The 26,468-nt window shown below is 67.1% G+C and carries 26 protein-coding genes; 18 read left to right on the plus strand and 8 right to left on the minus strand.

The features are described from left to right. The 9 genes from BLQ58_RS03885 to BLQ58_RS03925 all read left to right on the plus strand — a co-directional run bounded on the left by BLQ58_RS03885 (position 1) and on the right by BLQ58_RS03925 (position 7,911). Complete coding sequence (locus BLQ58_RS03885) at positions 1–735, plus strand: nicotinate-nucleotide adenylyltransferase (protein WP_092595501.1); 735 nt, start codon at positions 1–3, stop codon at positions 733–735. A gap of 20 nt (positions 736–755) precedes the next feature. Beyond that, a complete protein-coding gene (gene rsfS / locus BLQ58_RS03890; protein WP_175459831.1) occupies positions 756–1,541 on the plus strand; it encodes a ribosome silencing factor in 786 nt (261 codons plus the stop codon). Positions 1,542–1,588: 47 nt separating this feature from the next. Continuing rightward, positions 1,589–2,068: a 23S rRNA (pseudouridine(1915)-N(3))-methyltransferase RlmH gene (gene rlmH, locus BLQ58_RS03895; protein WP_066739089.1), complete on the plus strand. Its 480-nt coding sequence runs from the start codon at positions 1,589–1,591 to the stop codon at positions 2,066–2,068. Between the two features lie 111 nt (positions 2,069–2,179). After that, positions 2,180–2,782 (plus strand): Maf family protein, encoded by a 603-nt coding sequence (locus BLQ58_RS03900; protein ID WP_092595503.1) that lies wholly within the window; start codon positions 2,180–2,182, stop codon positions 2,780–2,782. Positions 2,783–2,888: 106 nt separating this feature from the next. Then, positions 2,889–4,346, plus strand: a complete 1,458-nt coding sequence (rng, locus tag BLQ58_RS03905) for a ribonuclease G (protein WP_092594776.1) — start codon at positions 2,889–2,891, stop codon at positions 4,344–4,346. A 223-nt stretch (positions 4,347–4,569) separates the two neighbouring features. Continuing rightward, on the plus strand, positions 4,570–5,424 hold the full coding sequence (phnC, locus tag BLQ58_RS03910) for a phosphonate ABC transporter ATP-binding protein (RefSeq protein WP_092594778.1): 855 nt from the start codon (positions 4,570–4,572) through the stop codon (positions 5,422–5,424). Positions 5,425–5,485: 61 nt separating this feature from the next. Beyond that, the gene (gene phnD / locus BLQ58_RS03915; protein WP_092594780.1) at positions 5,486–6,475 is read left to right on the plus strand and encodes a phosphonate ABC transporter substrate-binding protein; all 990 of its coding nucleotides are present in this window, start codon (positions 5,486–5,488) and stop codon (positions 6,473–6,475) included. 78 nt (positions 6,476–6,553) lie between these two features. Further along, positions 6,554–7,357, plus strand: a complete 804-nt coding sequence (gene phnE / locus BLQ58_RS03920; RefSeq protein WP_092594782.1) for a phosphonate ABC transporter, permease protein PhnE — start codon at positions 6,554–6,556, stop codon at positions 7,355–7,357. After that, complete coding sequence (locus BLQ58_RS03925) at positions 7,354–7,911, plus strand: phosphonate degradation HD-domain oxygenase (protein ID WP_092594784.1); 558 nt, start codon at positions 7,354–7,356, stop codon at positions 7,909–7,911. Before phnE ends, BLQ58_RS03925 begins: the two co-directional genes overlap by 4 nt. A gap of 51 nt (positions 7,912–7,962) precedes the next feature. Here the strand turns inward: BLQ58_RS03925 and phnN are convergent, their stop codons facing one another. The 4 genes from phnN to phnF all read right to left on the minus strand — a co-directional run bounded on the left by phnN (position 7,963) and on the right by phnF (position 11,393). Then, on the minus strand, positions 7,963–8,529 hold the full coding sequence (gene phnN / locus BLQ58_RS03930) for a phosphonate metabolism protein/1,5-bisphosphokinase (PRPP-forming) PhnN (protein WP_092594786.1): 567 nt from the start codon (positions 8,527–8,529) through the stop codon (positions 7,963–7,965). A gap of 1 nt (position 8,530) precedes the next feature. Then, on the minus strand, positions 8,531–9,280 hold the full coding sequence (locus BLQ58_RS03935) for a DUF1045 domain-containing protein (RefSeq protein ID WP_092594788.1): 750 nt from the start codon (positions 9,278–9,280) through the stop codon (positions 8,531–8,533). After that, positions 9,277–10,530 (minus strand): alpha-D-ribose 1-methylphosphonate 5-triphosphate diphosphatase, encoded by a 1,254-nt coding sequence (locus BLQ58_RS03940; protein ID WP_092594790.1) that lies wholly within the window; start codon positions 10,528–10,530, stop codon positions 9,277–9,279. The genes BLQ58_RS03935 and BLQ58_RS03940 overlap by 4 nt, the downstream gene beginning before the upstream one ends. Positions 10,531–10,658: 128 nt before the next feature. After that, positions 10,659–11,393: a phosphonate metabolism transcriptional regulator PhnF gene (phnF, locus tag BLQ58_RS03945; protein ID WP_092594792.1), complete on the minus strand. Its 735-nt coding sequence runs from the start codon at positions 11,391–11,393 to the stop codon at positions 10,659–10,661. A gap of 183 nt (positions 11,394–11,576) precedes the next feature. Between phnF and phnG the strand changes: the two genes are divergently transcribed. From phnG to BLQ58_RS03985, 8 genes are all read left to right on the plus strand, one after another. After that, positions 11,577–12,065 (plus strand): phosphonate C-P lyase system protein PhnG, encoded by a 489-nt coding sequence (gene phnG / locus BLQ58_RS03950; protein WP_092595505.1) that lies wholly within the window; start codon positions 11,577–11,579, stop codon positions 12,063–12,065. Between the two features lies 1 nt (position 12,066). After that, on the plus strand, positions 12,067–12,702 hold the full coding sequence (phnH, locus tag BLQ58_RS03955) for a phosphonate C-P lyase system protein PhnH (RefSeq protein WP_092594794.1): 636 nt from the start codon (positions 12,067–12,069) through the stop codon (positions 12,700–12,702). A gap of 1 nt (position 12,703) precedes the next feature. Continuing rightward, positions 12,704–13,843, plus strand: a complete 1,140-nt coding sequence (locus BLQ58_RS03960) for a carbon-phosphorus lyase complex subunit (protein WP_092594796.1) — start codon at positions 12,704–12,706, stop codon at positions 13,841–13,843. Then, positions 13,840–14,751: an alpha-D-ribose 1-methylphosphonate 5-phosphate C-P-lyase PhnJ gene (locus BLQ58_RS03965; protein WP_092594798.1), complete on the plus strand. Its 912-nt coding sequence runs from the start codon at positions 13,840–13,842 to the stop codon at positions 14,749–14,751. Before BLQ58_RS03960 ends, BLQ58_RS03965 begins: the two co-directional genes overlap by 4 nt. Next, positions 14,748–15,524, plus strand: coding sequence for a phosphonate C-P lyase system protein PhnK (gene phnK, locus BLQ58_RS03970; protein WP_092594800.1), 777 nt, complete (start codon positions 14,748–14,750; stop codon positions 15,522–15,524). Before BLQ58_RS03965 ends, phnK begins: the two co-directional genes overlap by 4 nt. Before the next feature lie 2 nt (positions 15,525–15,526). After that, on the plus strand, positions 15,527–16,255 hold the full coding sequence (gene phnL / locus BLQ58_RS03975; protein WP_092594802.1) for a phosphonate C-P lyase system protein PhnL: 729 nt from the start codon (positions 15,527–15,529) through the stop codon (positions 16,253–16,255). A 60-nt stretch (positions 16,256–16,315) separates the two neighbouring features. Continuing rightward, positions 16,316–17,539: an alpha-D-ribose 1-methylphosphonate 5-triphosphate diphosphatase gene (locus BLQ58_RS03980; protein ID WP_092594804.1), complete on the plus strand. Its 1,224-nt coding sequence runs from the start codon at positions 16,316–16,318 to the stop codon at positions 17,537–17,539. 278 nt (positions 17,540–17,817) lie between these two features. Continuing rightward, positions 17,818–18,279, plus strand: coding sequence for a hypothetical protein (locus BLQ58_RS03985; RefSeq protein WP_254775799.1), 462 nt, complete (start codon positions 17,818–17,820; stop codon positions 18,277–18,279). Positions 18,280–18,337: 58 nt separating this feature from the next. Here the strand turns inward: BLQ58_RS03985 and BLQ58_RS03990 are convergent, their stop codons facing one another. Then, complete coding sequence (locus tag BLQ58_RS03990) at positions 18,338–18,943, minus strand: peroxidase-related enzyme (protein WP_092594806.1); 606 nt, start codon at positions 18,941–18,943, stop codon at positions 18,338–18,340. An 81-nt stretch (positions 18,944–19,024) separates the two neighbouring features. Then, positions 19,025–20,794, minus strand: coding sequence for a lipid A export permease/ATP-binding protein MsbA (gene msbA, locus BLQ58_RS03995; protein ID WP_092594808.1), 1,770 nt, complete (start codon positions 20,792–20,794; stop codon positions 19,025–19,027). A gap of 89 nt (positions 20,795–20,883) precedes the next feature. On the opposite strand from msbA, the gene BLQ58_RS04000 reads away from it, so the two are divergent. After that, complete coding sequence (locus BLQ58_RS04000) at positions 20,884–21,654, plus strand: glycosyltransferase family 2 protein (protein WP_092594810.1); 771 nt, start codon at positions 20,884–20,886, stop codon at positions 21,652–21,654. Here BLQ58_RS04000 and BLQ58_RS04005 read toward each other — a convergent pair. Together BLQ58_RS04005 and dnaE are read right to left on the minus strand one after the other, a co-directional pair. After that, the gene (locus BLQ58_RS04005; protein ID WP_254775800.1) at positions 21,599–22,846 is read right to left on the minus strand and encodes a glycosyltransferase; all 1,248 of its coding nucleotides are present in this window, start codon (positions 22,844–22,846) and stop codon (positions 21,599–21,601) included. The genes BLQ58_RS04000 and BLQ58_RS04005 overlap by 56 nt on opposite strands. Next, entirely contained in the window at positions 22,839–26,342 is a 3,504-nt protein-coding gene (dnaE, locus tag BLQ58_RS04010) for a DNA polymerase III subunit alpha (protein ID WP_092594814.1), read from the minus strand. Before dnaE ends, BLQ58_RS04005 begins: the two co-directional genes overlap by 8 nt. Positions 26,343–26,468: the final 126 nt, after the last annotated feature.

Here is a 26,468-nt window from a genome sequence, read left to right on the forward strand (position 1 = left end):
ATGACCGAAGCCCCCCAAGCCTCCGCCCGCATCGACGACCCGCAGCGCCCCTACCGCCTGGGTATCCTCGGCGGCACCTTCGACCCGCCGCACCGCGGCCACGTCGCGCTGGCACAACTGTGCATCGACCACCTGGACCTGGACGAACTGGTCTGGATCCCGACCGGCCATTCGTGGCAGAAGGGGGACAACGTGACCCCGGCCGCCGACCGCTTCGCGATGACCGAACTGGCCGCTGCATCGCTGGTGCCGGGCCGCGCCAAGGTACGTGTAAGCCGCATGGAAGTGGACCGCGACGGCCCGAGCTACACGATCGACACCGTGCGCCACCTGCGCGACGCCTACGGCCCGCATACGTCGATGGCGTGGCTGATGGGCGCCGACCAGTTGCTGCGGCTGCACACCTGGCATGGCTGGGAGGCGCTGTTCGAACAGGTGCACCTGTGCATCGCCACGCGGCCGGGCTTTCACCTGGAAGAACTGGGCGGGCCGGTGCTTGCCGCGCTGCAGGAACGCCTGGCGGACACGCACCTGATACAATGCTCGCCCTCCGGACATATGTGGATCGACCAGACGCTGGCCGTCGACCTGTCGTCCACCGGCCTGCGCGAGCACCTGGCCGAAGGCCTGTTGCCGGACCAGACGGATGACCGACTGCCAGCCGGCGTGGCACACTACATCGCGCGTCACGGGTTGTACCGACACCCCTCGCCCGACGCGCCCCTACCCGAATGAAGCTGAACAAGAAAGACACCATGGATATTCGTAAACTGCAGCGCGCGATCGTCGACGGGCTCGAGGATGTGAAGGCGCAGGACATCAAGGTGTTCGACACCACTCACCTGACCGAGCTGTTCGACCGGGTGGTGATCGCCAGCGGCAATTCGAACCGCCAGACCAAGGCCCTGGCGGCATCGGTACGGGAAACGGTCAAGGACGCCGGCGGCCATATCGTGGCCGTGGAAGGCCTGGAGACTGGCGAATGGGTGCTGGTGGACTGCGGCGACGCCGTGGTGCACATCCTGCAGCCGCAACTGCGCCAGTACTACAACCTCGAGGAAATCTGGGGCGACAAGCCGGTCCGCGTAAAGCTGGCCGCTACCAAGGGCCTGGCCAAGGCCAGCGAGCCGATGGACGACGAGGATGCCGAACCGGCACCGCGCGTGCGCCGTGCGTCGAACCTGCGCCCGGCACTGGCCCGCCTGCCCGAAGGCATGAAGGAGCCGTCGCCGCCGATGGGCCACGAGGACACCGATCCGGACGCCATCGCCACGATCCGCAAGCCGGTCCGCAAGACCAGCAGCACTGGCACGGCGGCCAAGGCCCCGGCGCGCAAGACCACCACGGCCCGCAAGACGTCGTCCGGCACGGCCGCGAAGACCCCGGCGCGCAAGACGGCCGCTGGCACCGCCACCAAGGCCCCGGCACGCAAGACGGCCGCCGGCACCGCCACCAAGGCACCGGCACGCAAGACGGCCGCCAGCAAGACCGCAGCCGCGAAGACCGCCGCGCCGCGCAAGCGCGCCACGCGTTCGGCCTGAGCGCAGGCGGCCGGCCGTACTGAAGGTATTTACAGCGGGCATCCCACATGCAACTCGTGATCGTGGCCGTTGGCCACAAGATGCCCGCGTGGATCGAATCCGGTTTTGCGGAGTACACCAAGCGGATGCCGCCCGAGCTGCGCATCGAGCTTCGCGAGGTCAAGCCCGAAGCGCGGTCGTCCAGCAACAACGCCGCCACGGTGATGCAGCGCGAAGCGGCGCGCATCGAGGCCGTGCTGGGTTCGCTGTCGAAGCAGTTGCGCATTGTCGCGCTCGATGAGCGCGGCAAGGACTGGACCACCGTGCAGCTGGCCGACCAGCTGACCGGCTGGCAGCGCGAAGGCGGCGACGTCGCCTTCCTGATCGGCGGTGCCGACGGACTCGACCCGGCGCTCAAGGCGCGTGCCCAGACGCTGGTGCGCCTGTCCAGCCTGACCCTGCCGCACGGCATGGTGCGCGTGCTGCTGGCCGAACAGCTGTATCGCGCCTGGTCGGTCACGCAGAACCACCCCTACCATCGCGCCTGAGCCGTTACGAAGGTGCTCCCGCCTCTGCCGCAAGACGGGAAAGGCAGCATCGATTCGTCCATCACTGCTCACGAGTACAATCGGCGCCACCCGAATTTGCACGTCGATCTCGTGACCGCCATCCTCTACCTCGCCTCCCAGTCCCCCCGCCGCCGCGAGCTGCTGACCCAGCTTGGCGTCCAGTACGAACTGCTGCTGGCCGATGCCGGCGAAGACGCCGAGGCGCTCGAAGCCGTGCTGCCCGGTGAATCGCCCGATGCCTACGTGCAGCGTGTCTGCGCGCTCAAGGCCGATGCCGCACTGCAGCGCCGCATACGGCGCGGCCTGCCCGATGCGCCGATCCTGACCTCCGATACCACCGTCTGCCGCGGTGGCGACATCCTCGGCAAGCCGGCTGACGCCGCGGATGCCGCAGGCATGCTGGCCACGCTGTCCGGCACCACGCACCGCGTGCTGACGGCAGTCACGGTGGTCTCGGCGCTGGGCCAACGCCATGCGCTGTCGATCTCGCACGTCACATTCCGCGCCATGGGCGCCGCCGAGATCGATCGCTACGTGGCCAGCGGCGAGCCGCTCGGCAAGGCCGGGGCCTATGGCATCCAGGGGCGCGCGGCCGAGTTCGTCGAGCGTATCGACGGGAGCTATTCGGGTATCATGGGACTGCCCTTGTTCGAGACGGCGGCGCTGCTGCGCGAGGCGGGTCTGCGCTTCTGACCCCGCCCCCTCCGCCGCATCCGGTCAGGGCATGCAGGGGTCAGATGCCCGGTCTCCCCGGGCGACAACAACAAGCGCCGGCAGACCGGCGACGGCATCCATGGCTATGACCGAAGACATCCTCGTCAATATCACGCCGCAAGAGACCCGTGTGGCCATCGTGCAGCAGGCGGCCGTGCAGGAACTGCACGTCGAACGCACGCTCACGCGCGGGCTGGTGGGCAACATCTATCTGGGCAAGGTCGTGCGCGTGCTGCCGGGCATGCAGTCGGCATTCATCGACGTGGGCCTGGAGCGCGCGGCGTTCCTGCACGTGGCCGACATCTGGCATCCGCGCGACGGCGAGAAGAACGGCCACATGGCCATCGAGAAGACCCTGTTCGAGGGCCAGGCGCTGATGGTGCAGGTGATCAAGGACCCGATCGGCACCAAGGGCGCGCGGCTGTCCACGCAGGTCAGCATCGCGGGCCGCACGCTGGTGTACCTGCCGCAGGATCCACATATCGGCATCTCGCAGCGCATCGAAGGCGAAATCGACCGCGAGGCGCTGCGCTCGCGCGTACAGGGTCTGGTGCCAGCCGACGAGCGCGGCGGTTTCATCGTGCGCACCATCGCCGAGGAAGCGAGCGACGAGGAACTGAGCAACGACATCGCCTACCTGCGCAAGATCTGGGCGTCTATCCGGCTGAACGCCACCACGCAGCCGGCGCCGAGCCTGCTGTACCAGGACCTGAACCTGGCCCAGCGCGTGCTGCGCGACTTCATCAACGACGCCACGGGGGTGATCCAGGTGGATTCGCGCGAGAATTTCGTGAAGCTCGTCGAGTTTGCCCAGGAGTACACCCCCGCAGTGCTGTCGCGCCTGTCGCACTACACCGGCGAGCGCCCGATCTTCGACCTGTTCAATATCGATGCCGAGATCGAGAAGGCGCTGTCGCGCCGGGTGGACCTGAAGTCCGGTGGCTACCTGATGATCGACCAGACCGAGGCGATGACGACGATCGACGTCAATACCGGCGGCTACGTCGGCGCGCGCAACTTCGACGACACGATCTTCAAGACCAACCTCGAAGCCGCGCACACGATCGCCCGCCAGCTGCGCCTGCGCAACCTGGGCGGCATCATCATCATCGACTTCATCGACATGGAGAATGTGGAGCATCGCGACGCGGTGCTCTCGGAGCTCAAGCGCGCGCTGTCGCGCGACCGCACGCGCATCACCGTGAACGGGTTCTCGCAGCTGGGCCTGGTGGAGATGACGCGCAAGCGCACGCGCGAATCGCTGGCGCACGTGCTGTGCGAGCAATGCCCGGTCTGCACCGGCAAGGGCCAGGTCAAGACCGCGCGCACGGTCTGCTACGACGTGCTGCGCGAGATCATGCGCGAATCGCGCCAGTTCAATCCGCGCGAATTCCGCATCCTGGCCTCGCAGGAAGTGATCGACCTGTTCCTCGAAGAGGAAAGCCAGCACATGGCCATGCTGGGCGACTTCATCGGCAAGCCGATTTCGCTGCAGGTGGAATCGACGTTCCACCAGGAACAGTACGACATCATCCTGATGTAAGGCCTGGTCCCGGCTCCGGCACGGAGCCGGGGCAGCATTCCGGGCCTGGAATCGTGTTTCAGGGGCCGCCTGCGCCCCGCCTCGACGGCCTTCCCGCCTCCCGCCCTGCCCTGCGTCCCATCGCGCACTCGCCTCCCTCGCATCGAAAAACCTCTGCCTGACGTCATCGTTCTGTCATCCGCCCTCGCCAGAATGCGCAAGTCATTCAAGCAAGGGAGTCGACATGACGCATGCAATCGAAGTCCGCGGCCTGAGCAAATCGTTCCGCGCGGACCGCAAGGCGCTTGACGACGTCACGCTGCACGTCGCCCCCGGCGAGATGGTTGCCCTGCTGGGCGCCTCGGGCTCGGGCAAGTCGACGCTGCTGCGCCACGTGGCCGGCTTTGTGGCTGGCGACACCGGTTCGGGCGAGATTCTCGTCAACGGCCGGACGGTGCAGCGCAACGGTCGTCTGGCGCGCGATGTCCGGAAGGTGCGCGCAGAGATTGGATTCGTGTTTCAGCAGTTCAACCTGGTAGGCCGCCTCCCCGTGATCACCAACGTGCTGGTCGGCCTGCTGACGCGCGTGCCCAAGTGGCGCAGCCTGATCCGCTATTTCAAGGCGGAGGAAGTTCAGACCGGCCTGGATGCATTGGCCCAGGTTGGTATAGACGACTATGCGTTTCAGCGCGCCTCCACGCTGTCTGGCGGACAGCAGCAGCGCGCCGCCATCGCCCGCACGCTGGTGCAGAACGCACGCGTGATCCTGGCCGACGAGCCGATCGCGTCGCTGGACCCCGAGTCGTCGCGTCGCGTGATGTCGCTGCTGGCCCAGATCAATCGCACCCGCAAGGTGGCCGTGGTGGTGTCGCTGCACCAGGTCGACGTGGCCATGCGCTACTGCCCGCGCGTGGTGGCCCTGCGCAACGGCAAGGTGGTCTACGACGGCCCGTCGGCCGCGCTGACGCCGAAGATGCTGCGCGACCTGTACGGCACCGAGGCCGACGAGCTGCTGCACGACAGCGTGGCCGACGAGCCGGCGCCGGCCGAAGGCCTGCCCGTCCCGGCCATGGTCAGGATGGAGCTGGCCACCGCCTGATCGTATTTTTACGAATTACCCAGACCGCGTTTCCCATCAGTCTTTCCAAACGGAGTTTTCGATGCTTCGCAGAACTTTCCTCGCCGTGGTGGCCTCGGGTGTCGTGGCGCTGCCGGCCTTCGCCCAGGATGCCAAGACCCTGAACATCGGCTTCATCTCGACTGAGTCGTCGTCGAACCTGAAGAATGCCTGGCAGCCGGTCATCGACGACCTGAGCAAGACGCTGGGCGTGCAGGTCAAGCCGTTCTTCGCCTCGGACTACGCAGGCATCATCGAAGGCATGCGTTTCAACAAGGTGCAGATCGCCTGGTTCGGCAACAAGTCGGCCATGGAAGCCGTGGACCGCGCCAATGGCGAAGTGTTCGCGTCGGTGATCGACAAGGACGGCAACCCGGGTTACTGGTCGCTGCTGATCGTGCGCAAGGACAGCGACCTGAAGTCGGTCGAGGACGTGATCAAGCGCGGCCGCGATCTGTCGTACGGTGCCGGCGACCCGAATTCGACGTCGGGCACGGCCGTGCCGGGTTACTACCTGTGGGCCGCCAACAAGGTGGAGCCGAAGGCGCTGTTCAAGGCCGTGCGCATCAGCAACCACGAAACCAACCTGCTGTCGGTGCTGAACAAGCAGGTGGATGTGGCCGTGAACAACACCGAGAACTTCGAACGCTATCGCATCAATACGGGCAAGAACGCCTATGACGAGGTGCGCGTGCTGTGGAAGTCGCCGCTGATCCCGGCCGATCCGCTGGTCTACCGCAAGGACCTGTCGCCCGAGATGAAGAAGAAGATCCAGACCTTCTTCGTCAACTACGGCAAGGGCGCCAACGCCGCGCGCGAAAAGGAGACGCTGGCCGCGCTGACGTACCAGGGCTTCCGCCCGTCGAGCGATGCCCAGCTGGTGCCGATCCGCCAGATCGAGCTGGCCAAGGAAAAGGCCAAGATCGAGACCGATACCACGCTGGCCGCCGCCGACAAGGAAAAGAAGCTGGCCGACGTGACGCGTCGCCTGGCCGATCTCGACAAGGCCGCCGCCGCCACCACGCAGCAGTAAGCCGTACCGGAGACCGGCGATGTCCGATAGGGCGTTGCCGGTCTTTCCCGTTTCAAGCCTCCCATACCGGATTGCCCCATGACCGCCACCGCCAAGCCTGGCCTGCCCCAAAGTACCGTCCGGCCGCCGCGCACGTCCCTGTCCGTGATGATGATCTGGGCGGTACTCCTGGCCCTGCTCGCCATGTCGTGGCAAGGCGCCGACATGCGCCCGCTGGACCTGCTGCGCGATGCCGGCAACATGGCGAAGTTTGCCGCCGACTTCTTCCCGCCCAACTTCCGCGACTGGCAGAACTATCTCGACGAGATGCTGGTGACGGTACAGATCGCGCTGTGGGGCACCGCACTGGCCGTGCTGATGGCCGTGCCGCTGGGGCTGCTGTGCTCGGCCAATATCGTGCCGGTGTGGGTGTACCAGCCGGCCCGCCGCATCATGGATGCCTGCCGCGCCATCAATGAAATGGTGTTCGCGATGCTGTTCATCGTCGCCGTGGGCCTGGGTCCGTTCGCCGGCGTGCTGGCCATCTGGATCCACACCATGGGCGTGCTGGCGAAGCTGTTTGCCGAAGCGGTCGAGGCGATCGACCCGCGCCCCGTGGAAGGCGTGCGCGCCACCGGCGCCGGCCCGATCGAGGAAATCGTCTACGGCGTGATCCCGCAGGTACTGCCGCTGTGGCTGTCGTTCGCGCTGTATCGCTTCGAATCGAACGTGCGCTCGGCGTCGGTGGTGGGCATCGTCGGTGCCGGTGGCATCGGCACCGTGCTGTGGGAGATCATCCGCAGCTTCCAGTACGCCCAGACCTGCGCGGTGATGATCATCATCATCCTGTTCGTGGTGGCCATCGACATGATGTCGGCCCAGATCCGCAAGGTGCTGGTATGACGTCCCCGACTTCCGCCGCCGCCCTGACGTTGCCGCGCATCGCCGCGCTGTTCGCGCACCACGGCACGGCCTACTACGGTGGCGAGGCGATCAGCCAGACGGCTCATGCGCTGCAGTGCGCGCAACTGGCCGAGCGGGCCGGCGAGGATGAAGCACTGATCGTCGCTGCCCTGCTGCACGACGTGGGCCATCTGATGCTGGCCGAAAGCAGCACGACAGACATGCGCCATGAGGAGGCCGCCGCCGATGCGCTGGCCAGCCTTTTCGACGCCGCTGTGACCGAGCCGATCCGCCTGCACGTGGCCGCCAAACGCTACCTCTGCGCCATCGACCCGGGCTACTTCGATACGCTGTCGCCCACCTCGGTCCACAGCCTGCAGCTGCAGGGCGGCGTGTACGACAACGGCCAGGCCGAAGCGTTTGCCGCCAAACCCCATGCACTGGAGGCGGTGCGCCTGCGCCGCTATGACGATCTGGCCAAGGTGATCGACCTGGCTACGCCGCCGCTGTCGCACTATCTGGACATGGCGGCGCGCTGCCTGCGCCACGCGTGATGCGCGCGGTGGCTGGCGCCTGGCGCTTCACGGGGGCGAGGCGCCCGCCGGTCACCCAGCGATCAGGCTGGCGAACGCGTCAGCCGAATCCTTCAGTTCACCGCTGTTGTCGATCTCGACCAGCCGGCAGCCGGCCGGCACATCGAAGGGCTGCGTCGCGCGTGCCAGCCGCCTGGCGATCGCCGCCTCGGTTTCGCGGCCACGATTGCGCAGGCGCACCGCCAGCACCTCGGGCTTCACGCGCACATGCACGGCACAGAGCTTCGGATAGCGCGCCGCCGCATCGGCCAGGTATTCGCGCGATCCGTTGACGATGACCTTCAGGCCCTGCGCCAGCCACTGCTCGATCTCCACGCCGATGCCGTAATGCAGGCCGTGGCTCTGCCAGTGCATGGCCAGGCAGCCCAGATCGACGCGGCGCGTGAACTCATCGGTGGTCAGCGCCACCGAGGCCTCGTTGGCATCGGCGGCGCGCGTGATATAGCGGTGGGCGATGACCACCGGGTCGGCCGGCTTCAGCCGTTCGCGCAGGGCGCGCAGCAGCGAGTCCTTGCCGCTGCCGGACGGGCCCATCACATAGAACAGGCCGTTGCCGTCGGTCTCAGGTCGGATACGCATGTCAGCCCAGCCAGGCCGCGCCGGCACCGTCCACCGTGGTGCCGTCGAAGCGATAGTGACGCGCGGCGACAAAGTCGGCGCCGGCCTGGGATTGCACGTACACGCTGACGCCATCCACGTGCAGCGGCTGCTCCAGCAGCCCGCCGCCCGCCGCCGACAGCATGTCGAAAGCCGCGGCCTCTCCGGCCGCGTCGAGCATGCCGGTCAGCGTGATGTGGAAGGTGAATGTGTCGAATACATAGGGGTAGCCCCACGCATCGAGATGCCGCCGTTGCGCCAGACTCAGGCGGGCCGGGTTGCGGCGCGCGATCTCGGCTTCGGTGGGCGGCGCGCGGAAACGGTCGAATTCCGTGACGCAGGCATCGGCCAGCGCATGCATCCGCCGGCCGCCTTCCCCGTCGGCATCGTCCAGACACCAGGCCAGGAAGCCGCGCAGCGCACGCAGCGTCAGCGGGGCGTCGAACGGCTGGCGCGTCGCAGCGAAGGCGCGCATGGCGCCATCGAGCATGGCCGCGTCCGTGCCCTGGGCCAACCGGAACGGCGGTTTCAGGGTCGCATGGAGCCCGTAGTGCGCGGGGGCCTTGACCCACGCGGCGGGGCGCTCTGCGATGCCTTGGGGCAGCGGCAGCGCGGCACCCGTATCGGCATCCCGGCCCAGCCATTGCGCGCCGAAGCTGCGAAATGGCTCGGCGGGCGCCAGGTAGATCGCATAGCGATGGGCCGATGGGGAAGCTCGGTTGGCCTGGCTCATGCGGCCAGGCTGCGCCGGGCTCGATTCTCGCGCTTGGTTTGCGCCGGCTGGCTTGCCGCCGCGGCTTCGTCAGCCAGGTCGATCAGCGGCAGCGCCACGGCGGCGTGGCGCAGTTCGCCATTGACGATCGTGCCGCAGACGCGCGGCAGGCCCGGCAGGCTGTCGTCGATCAGCACCGCATCGGCACGCATGCCCGGCACCAGCGCACCCCGGTCGCGCAGGCCAGCGGCGCGTGCCGGGTTACGTGACACCAGATGCCAGGCCTCGGGCAGGCTGCAAACACCCAGCTGCACGAGCTTGAACGCAGCCTGCAGCGGCGCGGGATAGTAATAATCCGAAGCCAGCACGGTACACAGGCCAGCGGCAATCATTTCGGTGGCGTTGGGCGCGCCGGTGTGGCTCTGGCCGCGCAGCACATTGGGGGCGCCGAACACGGTCTCGTCGCCGATCTGGCGCGCCAGCGTGGCCACTTCCACGGTCAGTGGGAACTCGGCGATGGCGCAGCCCTGGCGATGGTAGTGCTGGCGCGTGGCCACATCGGGATCGTCGTGCGACGCCACCGGCAGGCCAGCCTCGCGTGCGGCGGTGATCAGCCGCGATACGGCGGCCGGCACATCCTGCGCGTGGCGGCTGGCCGTGCGCAGGCGGCCGCGGAAAGCCTCCATGTCGCATTCGGCGCGCTCGGCGTACTGGGCCAGCTTGCGTTCGTCGTTCATGCGGCGCGCCATGGTCGGCAGATGGTCATTGATGGCCAGCAGGCTCACGCGGCCATCGGCCATCCATTGCAGGGCTGTCTCCACGCCGGCCAGGTGATAGGCCTCGAAACGCAGGTGCACCTTGTGCGACGCACCCAGCACCGGCGCCAGTTGCGACAGCGCCTCGAACATGCGCACCGCGTAGGCTTCGCCGCGCAGGCCGCCTTCCCAGGACAGCGTCACGCCATGGAATTCGGTGGTGATGCCATGCGCCAGCAGCTGGCGGTCCACGTCGAGCAGCGCCGGGCCATACGGAAAGCTGACGCCCGGACGCGGCATCACCGAACGCTCGAACGCATCGCCATGGATGTCGACGATGCCGGGCAGCACCAGCAGGTCTCCGGCGTCGATACACGGGCCGCTGCCGCCGGCCTGCTGCGCGATGTTGCCTTGCTCGAAGCCCAGCGTGGCGGGGGCGATGGTTCCGGCGCCCAGCACACGGCGGCCAGTGATGCCATGCAGCGGGAGCGAATAGGTTTGGGATGTCGTTTGCATGATGGGCGTTACGGGTTCCCCGGGAAGTTAGCGCCGGCACATGACATACATATGTCTAGACCAATGTGGTCGCGCGCCGGGATCAAGCCATGAGGCCGACTGTGCCGCCAGGGCACGCGGCCCGTCTGTCAGTCGTTGTCGGACACCGTAAGCTGCACCCAGTCGCCGGCGAATCGCGTCATGCTGTACTGCACGGGCACGCCGTCGATATCGACGTTGAGCGCCTCCACCTGCAGCACGGGGCGCGTCTTGGGCTGGTTCAGCAGCCGCGCCACCGGGGCGCTGGGCATGGCCGCGGTGATGCGCGACCACTTGCGCGTGTAGTCGGCAATGCCGAACCGCGCCAACGCACGCGAAATGGACTGCGTCTCGCGCACGGCATCATCCAGGCCCGGAAAACGCTTCGGATCGAAATAATGTTCGGCGACGTCGATGGTGCGCGCTTCGGCCTTGCCCACCATCTGGATATGCAGGATGTCGGCCGTGCGCGGCAGGCCCAGGTGCCTGGCAATCTCCGGCGCGCGCAGCGTCTGACTGTCGACGATCTCCAGATGCCCGCGCATGCCCTGAGCGGCCAGGTTCTGTGAAAAGCGCGTGCGGCGGCCGATCGCGTAGTCGATCGCATGCTCCTGCACGAAGGTGCCGCGGCCCTGCTCAATGCGCACCAGACCGCTTAGTTCCAGTTCACCCATCGCACGGCGGATGGTGTGCCGGTTCACGGCAAAGCGCGTGGCCAGTTCGGGCTCCGGCGGCAGCTGCTCGCCGGGGCCATAGAGTTTGTTGCGGATGTCCTCCGCCAGCGCCTCGCCAATCTGGCGCCACACCGCCACGCCGGAGCCCCGTTCCACTTCCCGATCAGACATCTTTCGCTCTGCCCTGTGTCATCAAGCCTTAATGGTTGCCGTGCGATTGTGCCCGAGTCCCGGCGCGCCGGTAGCGTGCCCGAGCAAGTCCCCGACCCGTCATGAAACATTCATGTGGCTGTGGTCTAGTATCGCCGTGTTGTGTTAGTTTACATCTAAACGTATAGACGTATAGGGGTGATCATGCAAAGTGAAACCGCCAACCAGGCCAACGCGGCACGTGCCGCCTGGCTGCGGGTGCTGGCGCTGGCCCAGCCGGATGCGCTCGATGCGGCGTACATCCGCCTGCGGGAACAGGCCACCCTGCCCGGCTACCGCCTGCTGCGCAAGCCCGAATCGGGCATGGCCATGGTCCGGGCCCGGGCGGGCGGCACCGGGGCCCAGTTCAATCTGGGTGAAATGTCGGTCACACGCTGCGCCGTGGTGCTGGACGAATCCCACGACGTGGCGGCGACGGCAGGCGTGTCGTATGTGCAGGGTCGCGGCCAGCGCCACGCCGAACAGGCAGCCGTCCTGGATGCCCTGCTGCAACAGCCGGCCTGGCACCAGCGCGTGCAGGACGTGGTCGTCGCCCCGCTGGCGCAGGCGCTGACCGAACGCGCCGCGCGGCAGGCCGCCATCGCCGCGCAAACCCGCGTGGAATTCTTCACGATGGCCCGCGGAGAAGATTGAGATGTCGTCCCCCCAGACCACGATACAGGCCTTTGCTCCCAGTTCTACCCCAGCCACGTCGCTGCTGCCCGGCTTCGACAACCCGGTCGATGACGCCCAGGCCGTGTTCCGGGCCACGCTCGAAGCGTTCGCGCATCCGGGCCGCCTGGAACTGCTGCCCGTCAGCAGCGGCCATCCCGAAGGCCTGTCCCCGGCGCTGACCGCGCTGCTGCTGACGCTGGCCGATCCCGATACGCCCGTGTGGCTGCCCGCCAACGCGCCGGCCGCCGCGCGCGCTTTCCTGCGCTTCCACTGCGGGTGCCCGCTGGTCGATGCCGTCGCCGACGCCACCTTCGTGTGCGTGCCGGCCGGGCATGCCATGCCGGCCCTGACCGATTGCGCGCAGGGCCTGCCCGCCTATCCGGACCGCTCCGCCACGCTGATCGTCGAGGTCGATTCGCTGCACGACGGCGACGCGCTGACGCTGAGCGGCCCCGGCATCGAGACCACCCAGGCACTCCACGTGCGCGGCCTGCCCGCCGATTTCCGGCCGACCTGGCGCGCCAACAACGCCCGCTTTCCGCTGGGCGTGGACCTGCTGCTGGCCAGCGGCGAGCAATTCTGCGCCCTGACGCGCACGACACGCGTGGAGGACTGACATGTACGTAGCCGTCAAGGGTGGCGAGCGCGCCATCCTCAATTCGTACCAGATGCTGGACGCGTTCCGCCGAGGCGACACGTCGGTGCCGGAACTCACGCTGGCGCAGATCCGCGAGCAGATGCCGCTGGCCGTGGCCCGCGTGATGGCCGAGGGCTCGCTCTACGACCCGCACCTGGCCGCGCTGGCCCTCAAGCAGGCCGCCGGCGACCAGATCGAGGCGATCTTCCTGCTGCGCGCCTACCGCACCACGCTGGCCCGCTTCGGCTACACCCAGCCGCTCGATACCGGCACGATGAAGCTGCAGCGCCGCATCTCGTCGACGTTCAAGGACGTGCCCGGCGGCCAGGTGCTGGGCCCGACGTACGACTACACGCAGCGCCTGCTCGACTTCACGCTTGAAGCAGGCCGCGACCCTGCCCCGCTGGCGCCGTCGCCGGAACCGCTGGCGTCGAACATGCCGCGCGTGACCGGCCTGCTCGAAGCCGAATCGCTGGTCGAAGCCGACACGATTCCCGCTGGGGACCCCACGCCGCCCGACCTCACGCGCGAGCCGCTCACCTTCCCGGCCGATCGCCCCGCGCGCCTGCAGAATCTGGCCCGCGCCGACGAAGGCTTCCTGCTGGCCATGGGCTACTCGACACAGCGCGGCTACGGCAACTCGCACCCGTTCGCAGCCGAGATCCGCTATGGCAGCACCGAGGTGGAAATGTTCATCGAGGAACTGGGCTTCGCCGTGACCATCGGCGAGGTGGAACTGACCGAATGCCAGATGGTGAGCCAGTTCGCCGGCAACGCCGACGAGGCGCCGCGCCTGACGCGCGGCTACGGGCTCACGTTCGGCTACAACGAGCGCAAGGCCATGTCGATGGCGCTGGTGGACCGCGCAATGCGCGCCGAAGAATTTGGCGAAGCCGCCGACAACCCCGCCAACGACATCGAATTCATGCTGTACCACAGCGACAACGTGGAAGCGTCCGGCTTCGTGCAGCACCTGAAACTGCCGCATTACGTGGACTTCCAGGCCAACCTGGAGCTGCTGCGCCGGCTGCGCGCCGAGCAGGCAGGCCAGGCCGCACCGGCCACCGCATCCACCGGCGCGCCGCAACCGTCGCCATCGCAAGAGGAGTCGCTGGCATGACCACCGCCAACGCCCACACCGCCGCCACCACCGCAACCGTTGCGCGCGACGACCACTACAACTTCGGCTACCTGGACGAATCCACCAAGCGCATGCTGCGCCGCGCGCTGCTGAAGGCCGTGGCCATCCCCGGCTACCAGGTGCCGTTCGGCAGCCGCGAAATGCCGCTGCCGTACGGCTGGGGCACCGGTGGCATCCAGGTGACCGCCGCCATCATCGGCCGCCACGACGTGCTCAAGGTCATCGACCAGGGTTCCGACGACACCACGAACGCCATCAACATCCGCCGCTTCTTCGGCCGCGTGACCGGCGTGCGGACCACCGAGCGCACCGCCGAGGCGACCATCATCCAGACGCGCCATCGCATTCCGGAGACGAAGCTGCGCGCGGGCCAGACCATGGTGTACCAGGTGCCCATCCCGGAACCGCTGCGCTGGCTGGAGCCAAGCGAGACCGAGACGCGCACGATGCACGCGCTGGCCGAATACGGATCGATGCACGTGAAGCTCTACGAGGACATCGCGCACCACGGCCACATCGCCACCACGTATGACTACCCGGTGATCGTCAACCAGCGATACATGATGCGCCCGTCGCCGATCCCGAAGTTCGACAACCCCAAGCTCGACCGCAGCCCCGCGCTGATGCTGTTCGGCGCCGGCCGCGAGAAGCGCGTCTACGCCGTGCCGCCGTACACGTCGGTCAGGAGCCTGGACTTTGTCGACCACCCGTTCACGGTCGAGAAATGGTCGAGCTGCTGCGCGCAATGCGGCGCCACCGACAGCTACCTGGACGAAATCATCACCGACGATGCCGGCACGCGCATGTTCGTGTGCTCGGACACCGAGTACTGCGCCGATCGTCAGGCGGCCCAGGCCGTCAAGACCGCCGCCGGAGGCCAACCATGAACGCCACGCCACTGCTTTCCGTCCGGCAGCTCACGCACACCTGGGACGGCGTGCACGGCTGCCACGACGTCAGCTTCGATCTGTACCCCGGTGAAGTGCTGTGCGTGGTCGGTGAATCGGGCTCGGGCAAGAGCACGCTGCTGCAGGCGCTGTCGATGCAGGTGCGCGCGCAGCGCGGCAGCGTCAGCTACGACATGCGCGAAAGCGGCCTGACCGACCTGGCTTCGCTGTCCAGCGCGCGCATGCGCCTGCTGGCGCGCACCGACTGGGGCTTCGTGCGCCAGCACGCCCGCGACGGCCTGCGCATGCAGGTCAGCGCCGGCGCCAACATCGCCGAGCGCCTGATGGCCGTGGGCAACCGCCACTACGGCGACCTGCGCGAGATCGCCGGCGCCTGGCTCGAAAAGATGGAAATCGACCTGGACCGCCTGGACGATGTGCCCGGCACGTTCTCGGGCGGCATGCAGCAGCGCCTGCAGATCGCGCGCAACCTCGTCACGCATCCGCGCCTGGTGTTCATGGACGAACCCACCGCATCGCTGGATGTCTCGGTGCAGGCCCGTCTGCTGGACCTGATGCGCCGGCTGGTGACGGACCTGGGCCTGGCCGCCGTCCTCGTCACGCACGACCTGGCCGTGGCGCGCCTGCTGGCCCACCGCACGCTGGTGATGCAGGGCGGCCGCGTGGTCGAACAAGGCCTGACCGACCAGATCCTGGACGACCCGCAGCATCCGTACACCCAGCTGCTGGTTTCGTCCATCCTGCAGGGATGACCATGATGCAAGCAGATACCCGCAAGCTGATCGAGGTCCGGGGCCTCGGCAAGATGTTCACGTTGCACAACCAGGGCGGCATCCGCCTGCCCGTGCTGCAGGCGATCGACTTCGACGCGTCGCGCGGCGAATGCCTGGTGCTGTCGGGCCGCTCCGGCACCGGCAAGAGCACGCTGCTGCGCTGCCTGTACGGCAACTACCTGGCGACCGAAGGCACCATCCGGCTGCGCGACACCAGCGAAGCGGGCGAGCCGTGGGTCGAGCTGACCAATGCCCCCGAGCAGCGCGTGCTGAAGCTGCGCCGCGACGTGATCGGCTATGTGTCGCAGTTCCTGCGCGCCATCCCGCGTGTCTCGGCGCTCGATGTTGTGGCCGATCCGCTGCAGCAGCGTGGCGCCAGCCACGAGGAAGCCCGGGCCCGCGCCGCCGTGCTGCTCGAACGCCTGAACCTGCCGCGCCGCCTGTGGGACCTGCCGCCGGCCACGTTCTCGGGCGGCGAGCAGCAGCGCGTGAACATTGCGCGTGGCCTGATCGGCGGCCATCCGATCCTGCTGCTCGACGAGCCGACCGCTTCGCTCGATGCCGACAACCGCGCGGTGGTGATCGCGCTGATCCGCGAAGCGCTGGCCGAGGGCCGCGCGCTGATCGGCATCTTCCACGACGAGGCCGTGCGCGATGCCGTGGCCACACGTGCGCTGCCGCTGCAGCCGGTGGTGGCCGCCAACGCCTGACGCTTGCCACACCGACACCGCCCCCGACAAACCTGCCCTGAGCCTGAAACGGAACCGGACATGTCCACCACCTACCTGACGCACGCCACGCTCGTTCTGCCCGACGGCGTGCTGCACGACAGCGCCCTGCTGATCGCCGATGGCCAGATCGCCGCCATCGAACCCGCATCGGCTCCGGCCCACGCCACCGTGATCGACCTGCGCGGCCATACCGTGATGCCGGGCCTGATCGACGTGCATTGCGATGCCATCGAAAAGGAAGCCGAGCCACGCGCCAACGTGCTGTTCCCGCTCGACTTTGCCGTGGCCCAGGTCGACCGCCGCAATGCCGCCGCCGGCATCACCACGCCGTACCACGCGCTGTCGTTCGCCAGCAACCAGTTCGGCGTGCGCAACAACGACACCGCCGCCACGCTGGTGCGCACGGTGGCTGGGTACCGCAAGCACAGCCTGGTCGACAACCGCATCCACTGCCGCTACGAAGTGACCGACGCGGCCGCCGTGCCGGTGCTTGAAATGCTGATGGCCGAAGGCGTGGTGGACCTGCTGTCGGTGATGGATCACTCGCCAGGCCAGGGCCAGTTCAAGACGCTCGACGCCTACCTGTCGTACATGATGGGCAACCACGGCATGAGCCGCGACGAAGCGGCCGACGCCGCCGCGAAGAAGGCTGCCGAACTTGATGGCGCCACCGAGCGCGTCAATCGCCTGGTGTCGAAGGCTCACGCGCTTGGCGTGCCCACGGCCAGCCATGACGACGATTCGCCACAGCGCATCGCCGCCATGCACGCGCTGGGCGTGCGCATGAGCGAGTTCCCGATCAACCTGGAAACGGCGCAGGCCGCCGCCGCGCACGCCCTGCCCACCATCCTGGGCGCACCCAATGTGCTGCGTGGCAAGAGCCAGAGCGGATCGATGCGCGCCATCGAAGCGATCCACGCCCGGGTCGGCAGCATCCTCTGCTCGGACTACCAGCCATCGACGCTGATCGCCGCCGCCTTCGCGGCCGCGCGCCTGGCCGAGCTGCCGCTCAATGAAGCGCTGGCGCTGGTCAGTGCCAACCCGGCCGATGCATGCATGCTCGAAGACCGAGGCCGGCTCCTGCCCGGCAAGCGCGCCGACGTGATCGCCGTGGCCAGCGTGGCGGGCCAGCCGCTGGTCACGCATACGTGGTCGGCCGGCCGTCTGGTGTTTGCGGCGGGCTATCCGGCCGTGCAGCATGCGGCCTCGCATACCGCCTCGCATACCGCTTCGCGCGCGGCCGAAGCGCGAGCCGTGGCCTGACCCATGCCGACGCGCGATCCAACGCGCGTTCGGCCACGTCACACGCCATTCCACAAAAAAGGCCGCGCATCGTCGCGCGGCCACATTCATTGAATATAGGCGCTACACGGGGCGCTCGCACGCTAGGGCTAGTCCTCATCACTGGCCGCTGGCCTTTGCACCGCTATCCCCTACTCTGGAGATGAAGGTGGCGGGAGCTTGAAGGGGTCGACATGACGTCAATGCGGATCACGGTGCCAGCGATGCTGGCCATTTTTTTATGCGCGGGATGCGCCGATTTGCTGCCGCAGAAGGTCGATCGATCGCCGCCGCTGGCGGGCCCGCAGGTCAATGCCGACACGACTTACCCACCTGCCCCGCTGGCGCGCCCCACGCCGATTCCGCCGCACGAGATCAACATGACGGGCACCTGCAAGCGCACCGAGGAAGACGGCTTCCGTGAAGATGCCGTGGTACGCGTATCGCACAACGCCGTGCAGACGCTGAGCTGGAAACTGTGGGTGTCGCGCAAGGGGTCGTGCCACTTCGACCTGGGCGAATTCAAGCAGGTACAGCAGACGCCGCACATCGAACTGCATGCCATCGACGGCAGCGGCTGCAAGCTGATGGTGTGGCAGGACCCGCGCCGCATCACGCTGGCCCACGCACGGTGCGAGAAGCACTGCACGCCGGGGATCTACGAGCAGGCCTGGCCGGTGCTGTTCGATCCACGTAACGGCGATTGCGCGCAGATCCGCTGAAGACCTGCGACCGGGCCGCCCGCCGCGCCCGACCTGCCCGACTGGCTGCCAGGTCGGGCTACTTCGCCTTGGGCACGCGTCCCATCAGGAAGAACTCGTCGTTCGGACGCATCCCGATGGTGTTCGCCATGCGGTTCGACAAGCCGAAGAACGCCGTGATGGCGGCGATGTCCCAAGCGTCCTCGTCGTCGAAGCCATGGGCGCGCAGCGCGTCGAAATCGGCCTCGCCGATCGTATGTGACGCCTCGCACACCTTCATCGCGAAATCGAGCATGGCGCGCTGGCGCGGCGCGATATCGGCCTTGCGGTAGTTGACCGCCACCTGGTCGGCCACCAGCGGCTTCTTCTCGTAGATGCGCAGGATGGCGCCATGCGCCACCACGCAGTACAGGCACTGGTTGGCGCCCGAAGTGGCCACGACGATCATCTCGCGGTCACCCTTGGTCAGGCTGCCGCTCTCCTTGAGCATCAGCGCGTCGTGGTACGCAAAGAAGGCCCGGCATTCGTCGGGCCGGTGCGCCAGCGCGAGAAATACATTGGGGACGAAACCCGCCTTTTCCTGCACTTCCAGCACGCGCTGGCGCAGGTCGTCGGGCAGGCCGGCAATCTCCGGAACGGGATAGCGGCTGATGGGTGGTCGGGTGGACGGTGATGCCTGGGTCATGTCTGTCTCCTCCGGGTATGTTTCCCGTGTGTACATGCCCGGCCACGGCAGGGCGCCATGGCCGTCAAAACCGTGAGTCGCTTACTCCGCCGCCGTGGCGAACTGGATCCGGTGCAGGCCGGCGTACAGCCCGTTGGCGGCCAACAGGGCACCGTGGCTGCCCGATTCGGCCACGCGGCCGTGCTCCAGCACCACGATGCGGTCGGCGTTTTCGATCGTCGACAGGCGGTGGGCAATCACCAATGTGGTTCGGCCCACCATCAGGGACTCCAGCGCCGCCTGCACCTGGCGCTCCGATTCGGAATCGAGCGCCGACGTGGCTTCGTCCAGTATCAGGATAGGAGCGTCCTTGTAGATCGCCCGCGCAATGGCCAGACGCTGGCGCTGGCCGCCCGACAGCTTCATGCCGTTGTCGCCGATATTGGTCTCCAGCCCCTCGGGCAGGCCCTTGACCACATCGGTCAGGTAAGCCGCCGCCAGCGCGCGCTCGACGCGCGCCATGTCGATTTTCTCACGCGGATGTATGCCATAGGCCACATTGGCGGCCACCGTATCGTTGAACAGCACCACGTCCTGGCTCACGAACGCGATCTGGCGGCGCAGGTCGTTCAGGCCGAACTGGTCGATCGGCTTGCCATCGAGCATGATGCGGCCTTCGGTCGGGTCGAAGAAGCGCGGCAGCAGGTTCACCAGCGTGGTCTTGCCACTGCCGGACGGCCCCACCAGCGCCACCACCTCGCCCGGTGCGGCGTGGAAGTTCACACGGTTCAGCGCCGGACGGGCGGCATCGCCATAGCGGAAGCCGACGTTTTCGAACACCAGGTCACCCCGGGCACGATCCAGCGGCAGCCCACCGGTCTGCGGCTCGATCGGCTCGTCGATCAGCCCGAAGATCATCTCGGCGGCGGTCAGGCCGCGCTGCAGCGGCTGGTTCAGGTCGGTCAGGTGCTTGAGCGGCGAAATCAGCAGCAGCATGGCCATCACGAAGCCGGTGAACCCGCCGATGGTGGTCTGGTTGCCCTGGGCCTGGATCATTGCGATGGTCAGGATCACCGACAGCGCCAGCGACGCCAGGAACGCGGTCACGGGCTGGTTCAGGCCACCGGCCACGGCCATGCGCATCGAATAGCCGCGCAGGCGCTCGGCCATCGTGGCAAACCGCGCCGTTTCGTATGCCTCGCCGCCGTGCAGCTTGACGACCTTGTAGCCGCCAGCCGCTTCTTCCACCACGTAGGCCGCGGTGTTGGTCAGCGCCTGGTGCTCGCGGTTCAGCCGGCGCAGGCGGCGGTTCACCTTCGACATCACGAAGCCGATGGTCGGCAGCAGCACCGCCACCACCAGCGTCAGGCGCCAGTTGGTGTAGAACAGGTACACCAGCAGCGCCAGCACGGTCAGCGAGTCGCGCACCAGCGTGATCAGCACGCCGGTCAGGATCTGCATGACCTGGTTGACCTCGAAGATCACGGCGTTGATCAGCGATGCGGCGGTATTGCGGTGATAGAACAGCGCCGGGGCATGCAGCATGCGTTCGAACATCTGCATGCGCATCTTCAGCAGCACCTTGTTCGAGATCAGCGACAGCAAATACCCGGACGCGAACTGCGCGACGCCGCGCACCAGCGCCACGCCGACCAGCAGCGCCGGCACATGCCAGAGCTTGCCCGCGTAGCTGCCGCCAAAGCCCTTGTCGAGCAGGTCGTTGACCACCTTCGGGATAATGCCCTCGCTGGCCGCCACGAGTGCCATGGCCAGAATCGCCAGCACGAAATTGCGCATCTCGGGCTTCAGGTACGCCCAGACGCGCTTGAGGGTGTCGGTTTCCTGGGGCGTTTGCTTTTTGCTGTCTTTCACGTTGGCTCCACTTGCCGATCGGGGCCCGCAACGACTGCCGCTAGAATGGCGGGCAATTCCGGTCTGCGGGATCCATCGCAAGCATGTCTATGAAAATCTCTGTCGTACTGATTACAAAGAACGAGGCACACAACATCCGGGACTGCCTCGAAAGCGTCTCCTGGTGCGACCGCGCGATTATAGTGGACTCCGGCAGCACGGACGGCACGCTGGAGATTGCCCGCGCCATGGGTGCCGAAGTTCATGAAACGGCCACCTGGCCCGGGTTCGGCCCCCAGAAGAACCTCGCCCTGTCCAAGGTTCAGAGCGAATGGGTGCTGTCGATCGACGCCGACGAGCGCGTCACGCCCGCATTGCGCGACGAAATCCTGGCCGCCATCGACTCCGGCCGCGCCGACGCCTACGACATGCCGCGCCTGTCGCGTTTCTGCGGCCGCTTCATGCGGCACAGCGGCTGGTATCCCGACCGCCTGACCCGGGTGTTCCGCACCGGCCGCGCCCGCTTTACCGACGATATCGTCCACGAGAACGTGGTCACCGACGGCCCGATCGGCCATTTGCAAACCCCGCTGCTGCACTACACCTACGACGATTTCTCGCAGGTGCTGCGCAAGATCGACCACTACTCCACGCTGGGCGCCCAACAGGCATTCCAGCGCGGCAAGCGCGCCACGGTGTTCAGCGCCTGGACGCACGGCAGCTGGGCGTTCCTGCGCACCTGGCTGCTGCGGCGCGGCTTTCTGGACGGCCCGCAGGGGCTGGCGGTCGCGCTGATGAACGGCCAGGCCAGCTATTACAAGTACATCAAGCTCTGGCTGCTGCACCAGCAGGCGAAACATCCGCCTGCGTCAGCCGATTGACCAGCGCGCCGAACGCCTGAGCCGTCGGGCCGAAGCCCATCTGTTCGATGTGGCGCGCGGCGTGGGTCAGCAGCGACTGGCGCAGCGCGGCATCCTGCAGGCCGCTGCGGATCGCCTCGGCAAGCCCTTCCACATCGCCAACCGGCACCAGCAGCCCGGCGCGACCATCGTCGAGAATCTCGCGCGGCCCGGTCGGGCAGTCGGTGCTCACCACCACCTGGCCCACTGCCAGCCCTTCCAGCAGGACGTTGGGCAGGCCTTCCATCTTCGAACTGAACGCCATCAGGCGCGCCTGGCGAATCCAGGCGTAGGGGTTCGACTGGAAACCGGCGAACGTCACCCGCCCGGCCAGGCCCAGCGATTGCGCCAGGGCTTCAAGCCTGGGTCGTGACGCACCATCGCCCACCAGCACCAGCCGCTCGCCAATCCCCTGTTCGACCAGCCGCGCATAGGCATGCAGCAGCGAAGTAAAGTCCTTCTGGCTTTCCTCCAGCCGCCCGACCGAGACGATGAACGGCTCGGCGGGGACCAGCCCGGTCTCCAGCGGCTGCGCAGCCCGCGCGCGAATATTGTCGAGGTCGATGGCGTTGTACAGCCGCACCAGCCGGGGCGCCGCCTCGGGCATCAGCGCGCGGGCATCGGCCAGCATGCTGTCGGTCAGCATGACCACCGCGTCGTAATCCACCTGACACTGATGCCGCAGCTTGCGGAGCTTGCGGCCATGGCCGCGTGCCAGGTGCGCCACGCTGAAATGCTGGTAGCCGATCATCGGCACGGGTAGCGGCCCGGTAATGCGCGATAGCGACATGTCGTAGTCCACGACCATGTCGAAGCCCTGTTCCAGGATCGCCATGAAGCGGCGCCGGACGATCGGCTTGCGCACCGGGGGCAGCAGGGCTTCCTCGTAGATCTTGCCCAGCACGCCCAGCTTGCGCTGCTTCTTCAGCTGGCGGCAATGCGACAGCCAGCGTTCGGGCGCCAGCACGTGGACTTCCACGCTGGCGGGCAGCCGGGTGCGGAAGTGCGACGCCAGCTCCGGCGAGGGATAGGTGACCGTCAGCGCCAGATCGAACCTGTCCTGCAGCGATGTCAGCAGCGACACCAGCGAGGTCTCGATGCCACCATGGAGGAAATGGGTGACGTGAAACAGAATGCGCTGCCTGCGCATGCCAGCCGTCGCTCGCTCAGGCATATAGCATGCGCACACTGTCGCCCAGCGCATCGCGCAGGGTCGTCAGTGCCTCCTCGGAGGGTGTGATCTGCCACTGGTCGCCCAGCGTGGCTTCGCACTGGGCCGACTTGTTGACATAGCGGATGCGCACCGGCACACCCGGCACCTGGGCCCCATTGGCCAGGAACGGCGTCAGCAGTTCCCGCAGGCGCTCGGTCGAGGCATTGCCGTTGAAGCCCAGGCACACCGCATCGGCATAGCGCGCGCGGGCGGTCACCAGGTCCATCACCGACTCGGCCGTGAAGCGCACGCCGCCCGTGAATGTATCGTGCCGCGCATTGCCCTGGGCGATGATCAGCTCGTCCTCGCGGAACATGTGACGGTTGGCGTCATACAGTTCGTTGAACACGGTCATTTCGATCTGGGCCGTGCCGTCGTCGATCATGACGATGATCAGCTTGCCGCGCTGGGTCATCTGCGTGCGAACGCCCATGATGACGCCGGCGACCACCTTGCCGCGCACGTCGCGGCCGTAGCCGCCGCCGTTGCCCTGCACTTCCTTTTCCAGCGCGGCCAGCGTGCCCTTCACGAACTTGCGTACCTCGTCGCGCGAGGCGTCGAACAGGTGGCCCGAGAAGTAGTAGCCGAGCGCCTGCTTTTCTTCCTGCAGCGTGCGCTTGGCCGTCCAGCGCGGTTCGTCGATCAGGGCCGGGCGATGGGCGTCGCCGGCATCGTCCATGAGATCGAACAGCGACACCTGGTTGGCCGACTCGGCCTTCTGCTCGGCCGCTTCCATCGCGATCGACACCGAGGCCAGCAACTGTGCGCGGTTGTCGTTAAGGCTGTCGAACGCGCCGGCGCGGATCAGCGCCTCGATCGTGCGGCGGTTGACCTGGCGGCGGTCCACCCGCTCGCAGAAATCGAACAGGTCCGCGAACGGCTTTTCTTCGCGCGCGCGCAGGATGTCCTCGATGGCGCCCTGGCCCGATCCCTTGATGCCGCCCAGGCCGTAGCGGATGGTCTTCGCATCGGTCGGGGCAAAGCGGTATTCGCTGGCATTGACGTCCGGCGGCAGGACCGCGATCTTGTTCAGGCGGCAATCCTCGTAGAGGATCTTGACCTTGTCGGTATCGTCCATGGCCAGCGACATGTTGGCTGCCATGAATTCGGCCGGATGGTGCGCCTTGAGCCACGCCGTGTAGTACGCCAGCAGCGCATAGGCGGCCGCGTGCGACTTGTTGAAGCCGTAGCCCGCAAATTTCTCCATCAGGTCGAAGATGTCGTCGGCCTGCTGCGCGCTCAGCCCGTTCTTGGCGGCGCCCTCGCGGAACAGCTCGCGATGCTTGGCCATTTCCTCGGCCTTCTTCTTGCCCATGGCCCGGCGCAGCAGGTCGGCGCCACCCAGCGAGTAGCCACCGATGATCTGCGCCATCTGCATCACCTGCTCCTGGTAGACCATGATGCCGTAGGTCTCCTTGAGCACCGGCTCGACGCGCGGGTCCGGATATTCCACCTTCTCGCGGCCGTGCTTGCGGGCGCAGAAGCTGGGAATCAGGTCCATCGGGCCCGGACGGTACAGCGCCACCAGCGCGATGATGTCCTCGAAGCGGTCAGGCTTGGCGTCCTTGAGCATGCCCTGCATGCCGCGGCTTTCCAGCTGGAACACCGCCACCGTGTTGGCGCTCTTGAGAATCTCGAACGCGGGGCCGTCGTCGAGCGGGATCTGGCTGCAGTTCCAGTCGGTCTTGCTCGGATCCAGGCGTCGGATGTAGCGTTCGGCCCAGTCCAGGATCGTCAGCGTGGTCAGGCCCAGAAAGTCGAACTTGACCAGGCCGGCCGCTTCCACGTCGTCCTTGTCGTACTGGCTCACCACACCGCTCATGCCGTCGGTGCCCTGCGTGTACAGCGGGCAGAAATCGGTCAGGCGGCCCGGCGCGATCAGCACGCCGCCGGCGTGCATGCCGACGTTACGCGTCATGCCTTCCACGCGCTGGGCAAGCTCCAGCAGCTGGCGGACTTCTTCCTCGTTGCGTTCGCGCTCGGCCAGCGCCGGCTCTTCCTTCTTGGCTTCCTCCAGCGTCACCAGCTTGCCCGGCTTGAACGGAATCAGCTTGGCCACGCTGTCGACAAAGCCGTAGCCCAGATCCAGCACGCGGCCCACGTCGCGCACCGCGGCCTTGGCGGCCATCGTGCCGAAGGTGGCGATCTGCGACACGGCTTCCTTGCCGTACTTTTCCTTCACGTACGTGATCACGCGATCCCGGCCGTGCTGGCAGAAGTCGATATCGAAGTCGGGCATCGACACCCGCTCCGGATTCAGGAAACGCTCGAACAGCAGCGCGTACTTGAGCGGATCAAGGTCAGTAATGCCAAGCGCGTAGGCGACCAGCGAGCCAGCGCCAGAACCCCGGCCCGGCCCCACCGGCACGCCGTTGTTCTTGGCCCAGTTGATAAAGTCCGCCACGATCAGGAAGTAGCCCGGGAAGCCCATCTTGATGATGGTGCCGGTCTCGAATTCGAGTCGTGCGTAGTACTCGGGGCGCTTGCTCTCGCGCTCGGCCTCGTCGGGGAACAGCACGGCCAGGCGCTTTTCCAGGCCGTCCTTGGCCATGAACACGAGGTAGTCGTCCAGCGACATGCCATCGGGCGTCGGAAACAGCGGCAGGCGCGGCTTGCCCAGCTCCAGCGTCAGGTTGCAACGCTTGGCGATCTCGACCGAGTTCTGCAGCGCCGACGGGATGTCGGCGAACAGCGCGCACATCTCGTCCTGCGTCTTGAAGTACTGGTCGGTGGTGAACTTGCGGGTGCGGCGCGGGTTGGCCAGCAGTTCGCCTTCGGCGATGCAGACACGCGCCTCGTGCGCGGTGAAATCGTCCGGCGTCATGAACTGCACCGGGTGCGTGGCGACCACCGGCAGTTGCAGCGCGGCGGCCAGTTGCACGGCCTGCTGCACATAGGCGTCGGTGCCTGGATGCCCGGCGCGCTGCAGTTCGATATAGAACCGCTGCGGGAACACCGTGGCCCAATGGCGTGCCGCGCGGCGCGCCCCGTCGGGATTGCCGTTCGCCAGCGCCAGGCCGACATCGCCGCCCATCGCGCCGGACAGCGCGATCAGCCCGGTGGCCAGCGGCAGGCCTTCCTCGCCCGGCTCCTCGAACCAGCCCGGCTCCAGCTCGGCTCGACCACGATACTGGTTGCCCAGCCAGGCGCGCGACAGCAGCGTGCAGAGGTTCAGATAGCCGACGCGGTCCTGCACCAGCAGCTGCATGCGAGCCGGCTTGTCGCGGTCATCGGCGTTGGTCAGCCAGACATCGGCGCCGACCACGGGCTTGATGCCGCCGCCACGGGCTTCCTTGTAGAAGCGGATCAGGCCGAAGGCGTTCGCCAGGTCTGTCAGCGCGAGCGCGCCCATGCCATCCTTGGCAGCAGCCTTGACGGCGTCATCGAGACGGACGATGCCGTCCACCACCGAGTATTCGGAGTGGAGGCGAAGGTGTACAAAGCGGGGTGCAGACATAGGGCGCCATTGTACCGGCTCCCCCCGCCGCTCACTCTGAGAGTTTTCGCAAAGTAACACCGCGGCATGCACCGTGCGCCACTCGTCCGACCTGCACTGGGCGGGTATCGGGGACGGCGCCAAGCG

The sequence above is a fragment of the Ralstonia sp. 25mfcol4.1 genome (assembly GCF_900104095.1).
Taxonomy (GTDB): domain Bacteria; phylum Pseudomonadota; class Gammaproteobacteria; order Burkholderiales; family Burkholderiaceae; genus Cupriavidus.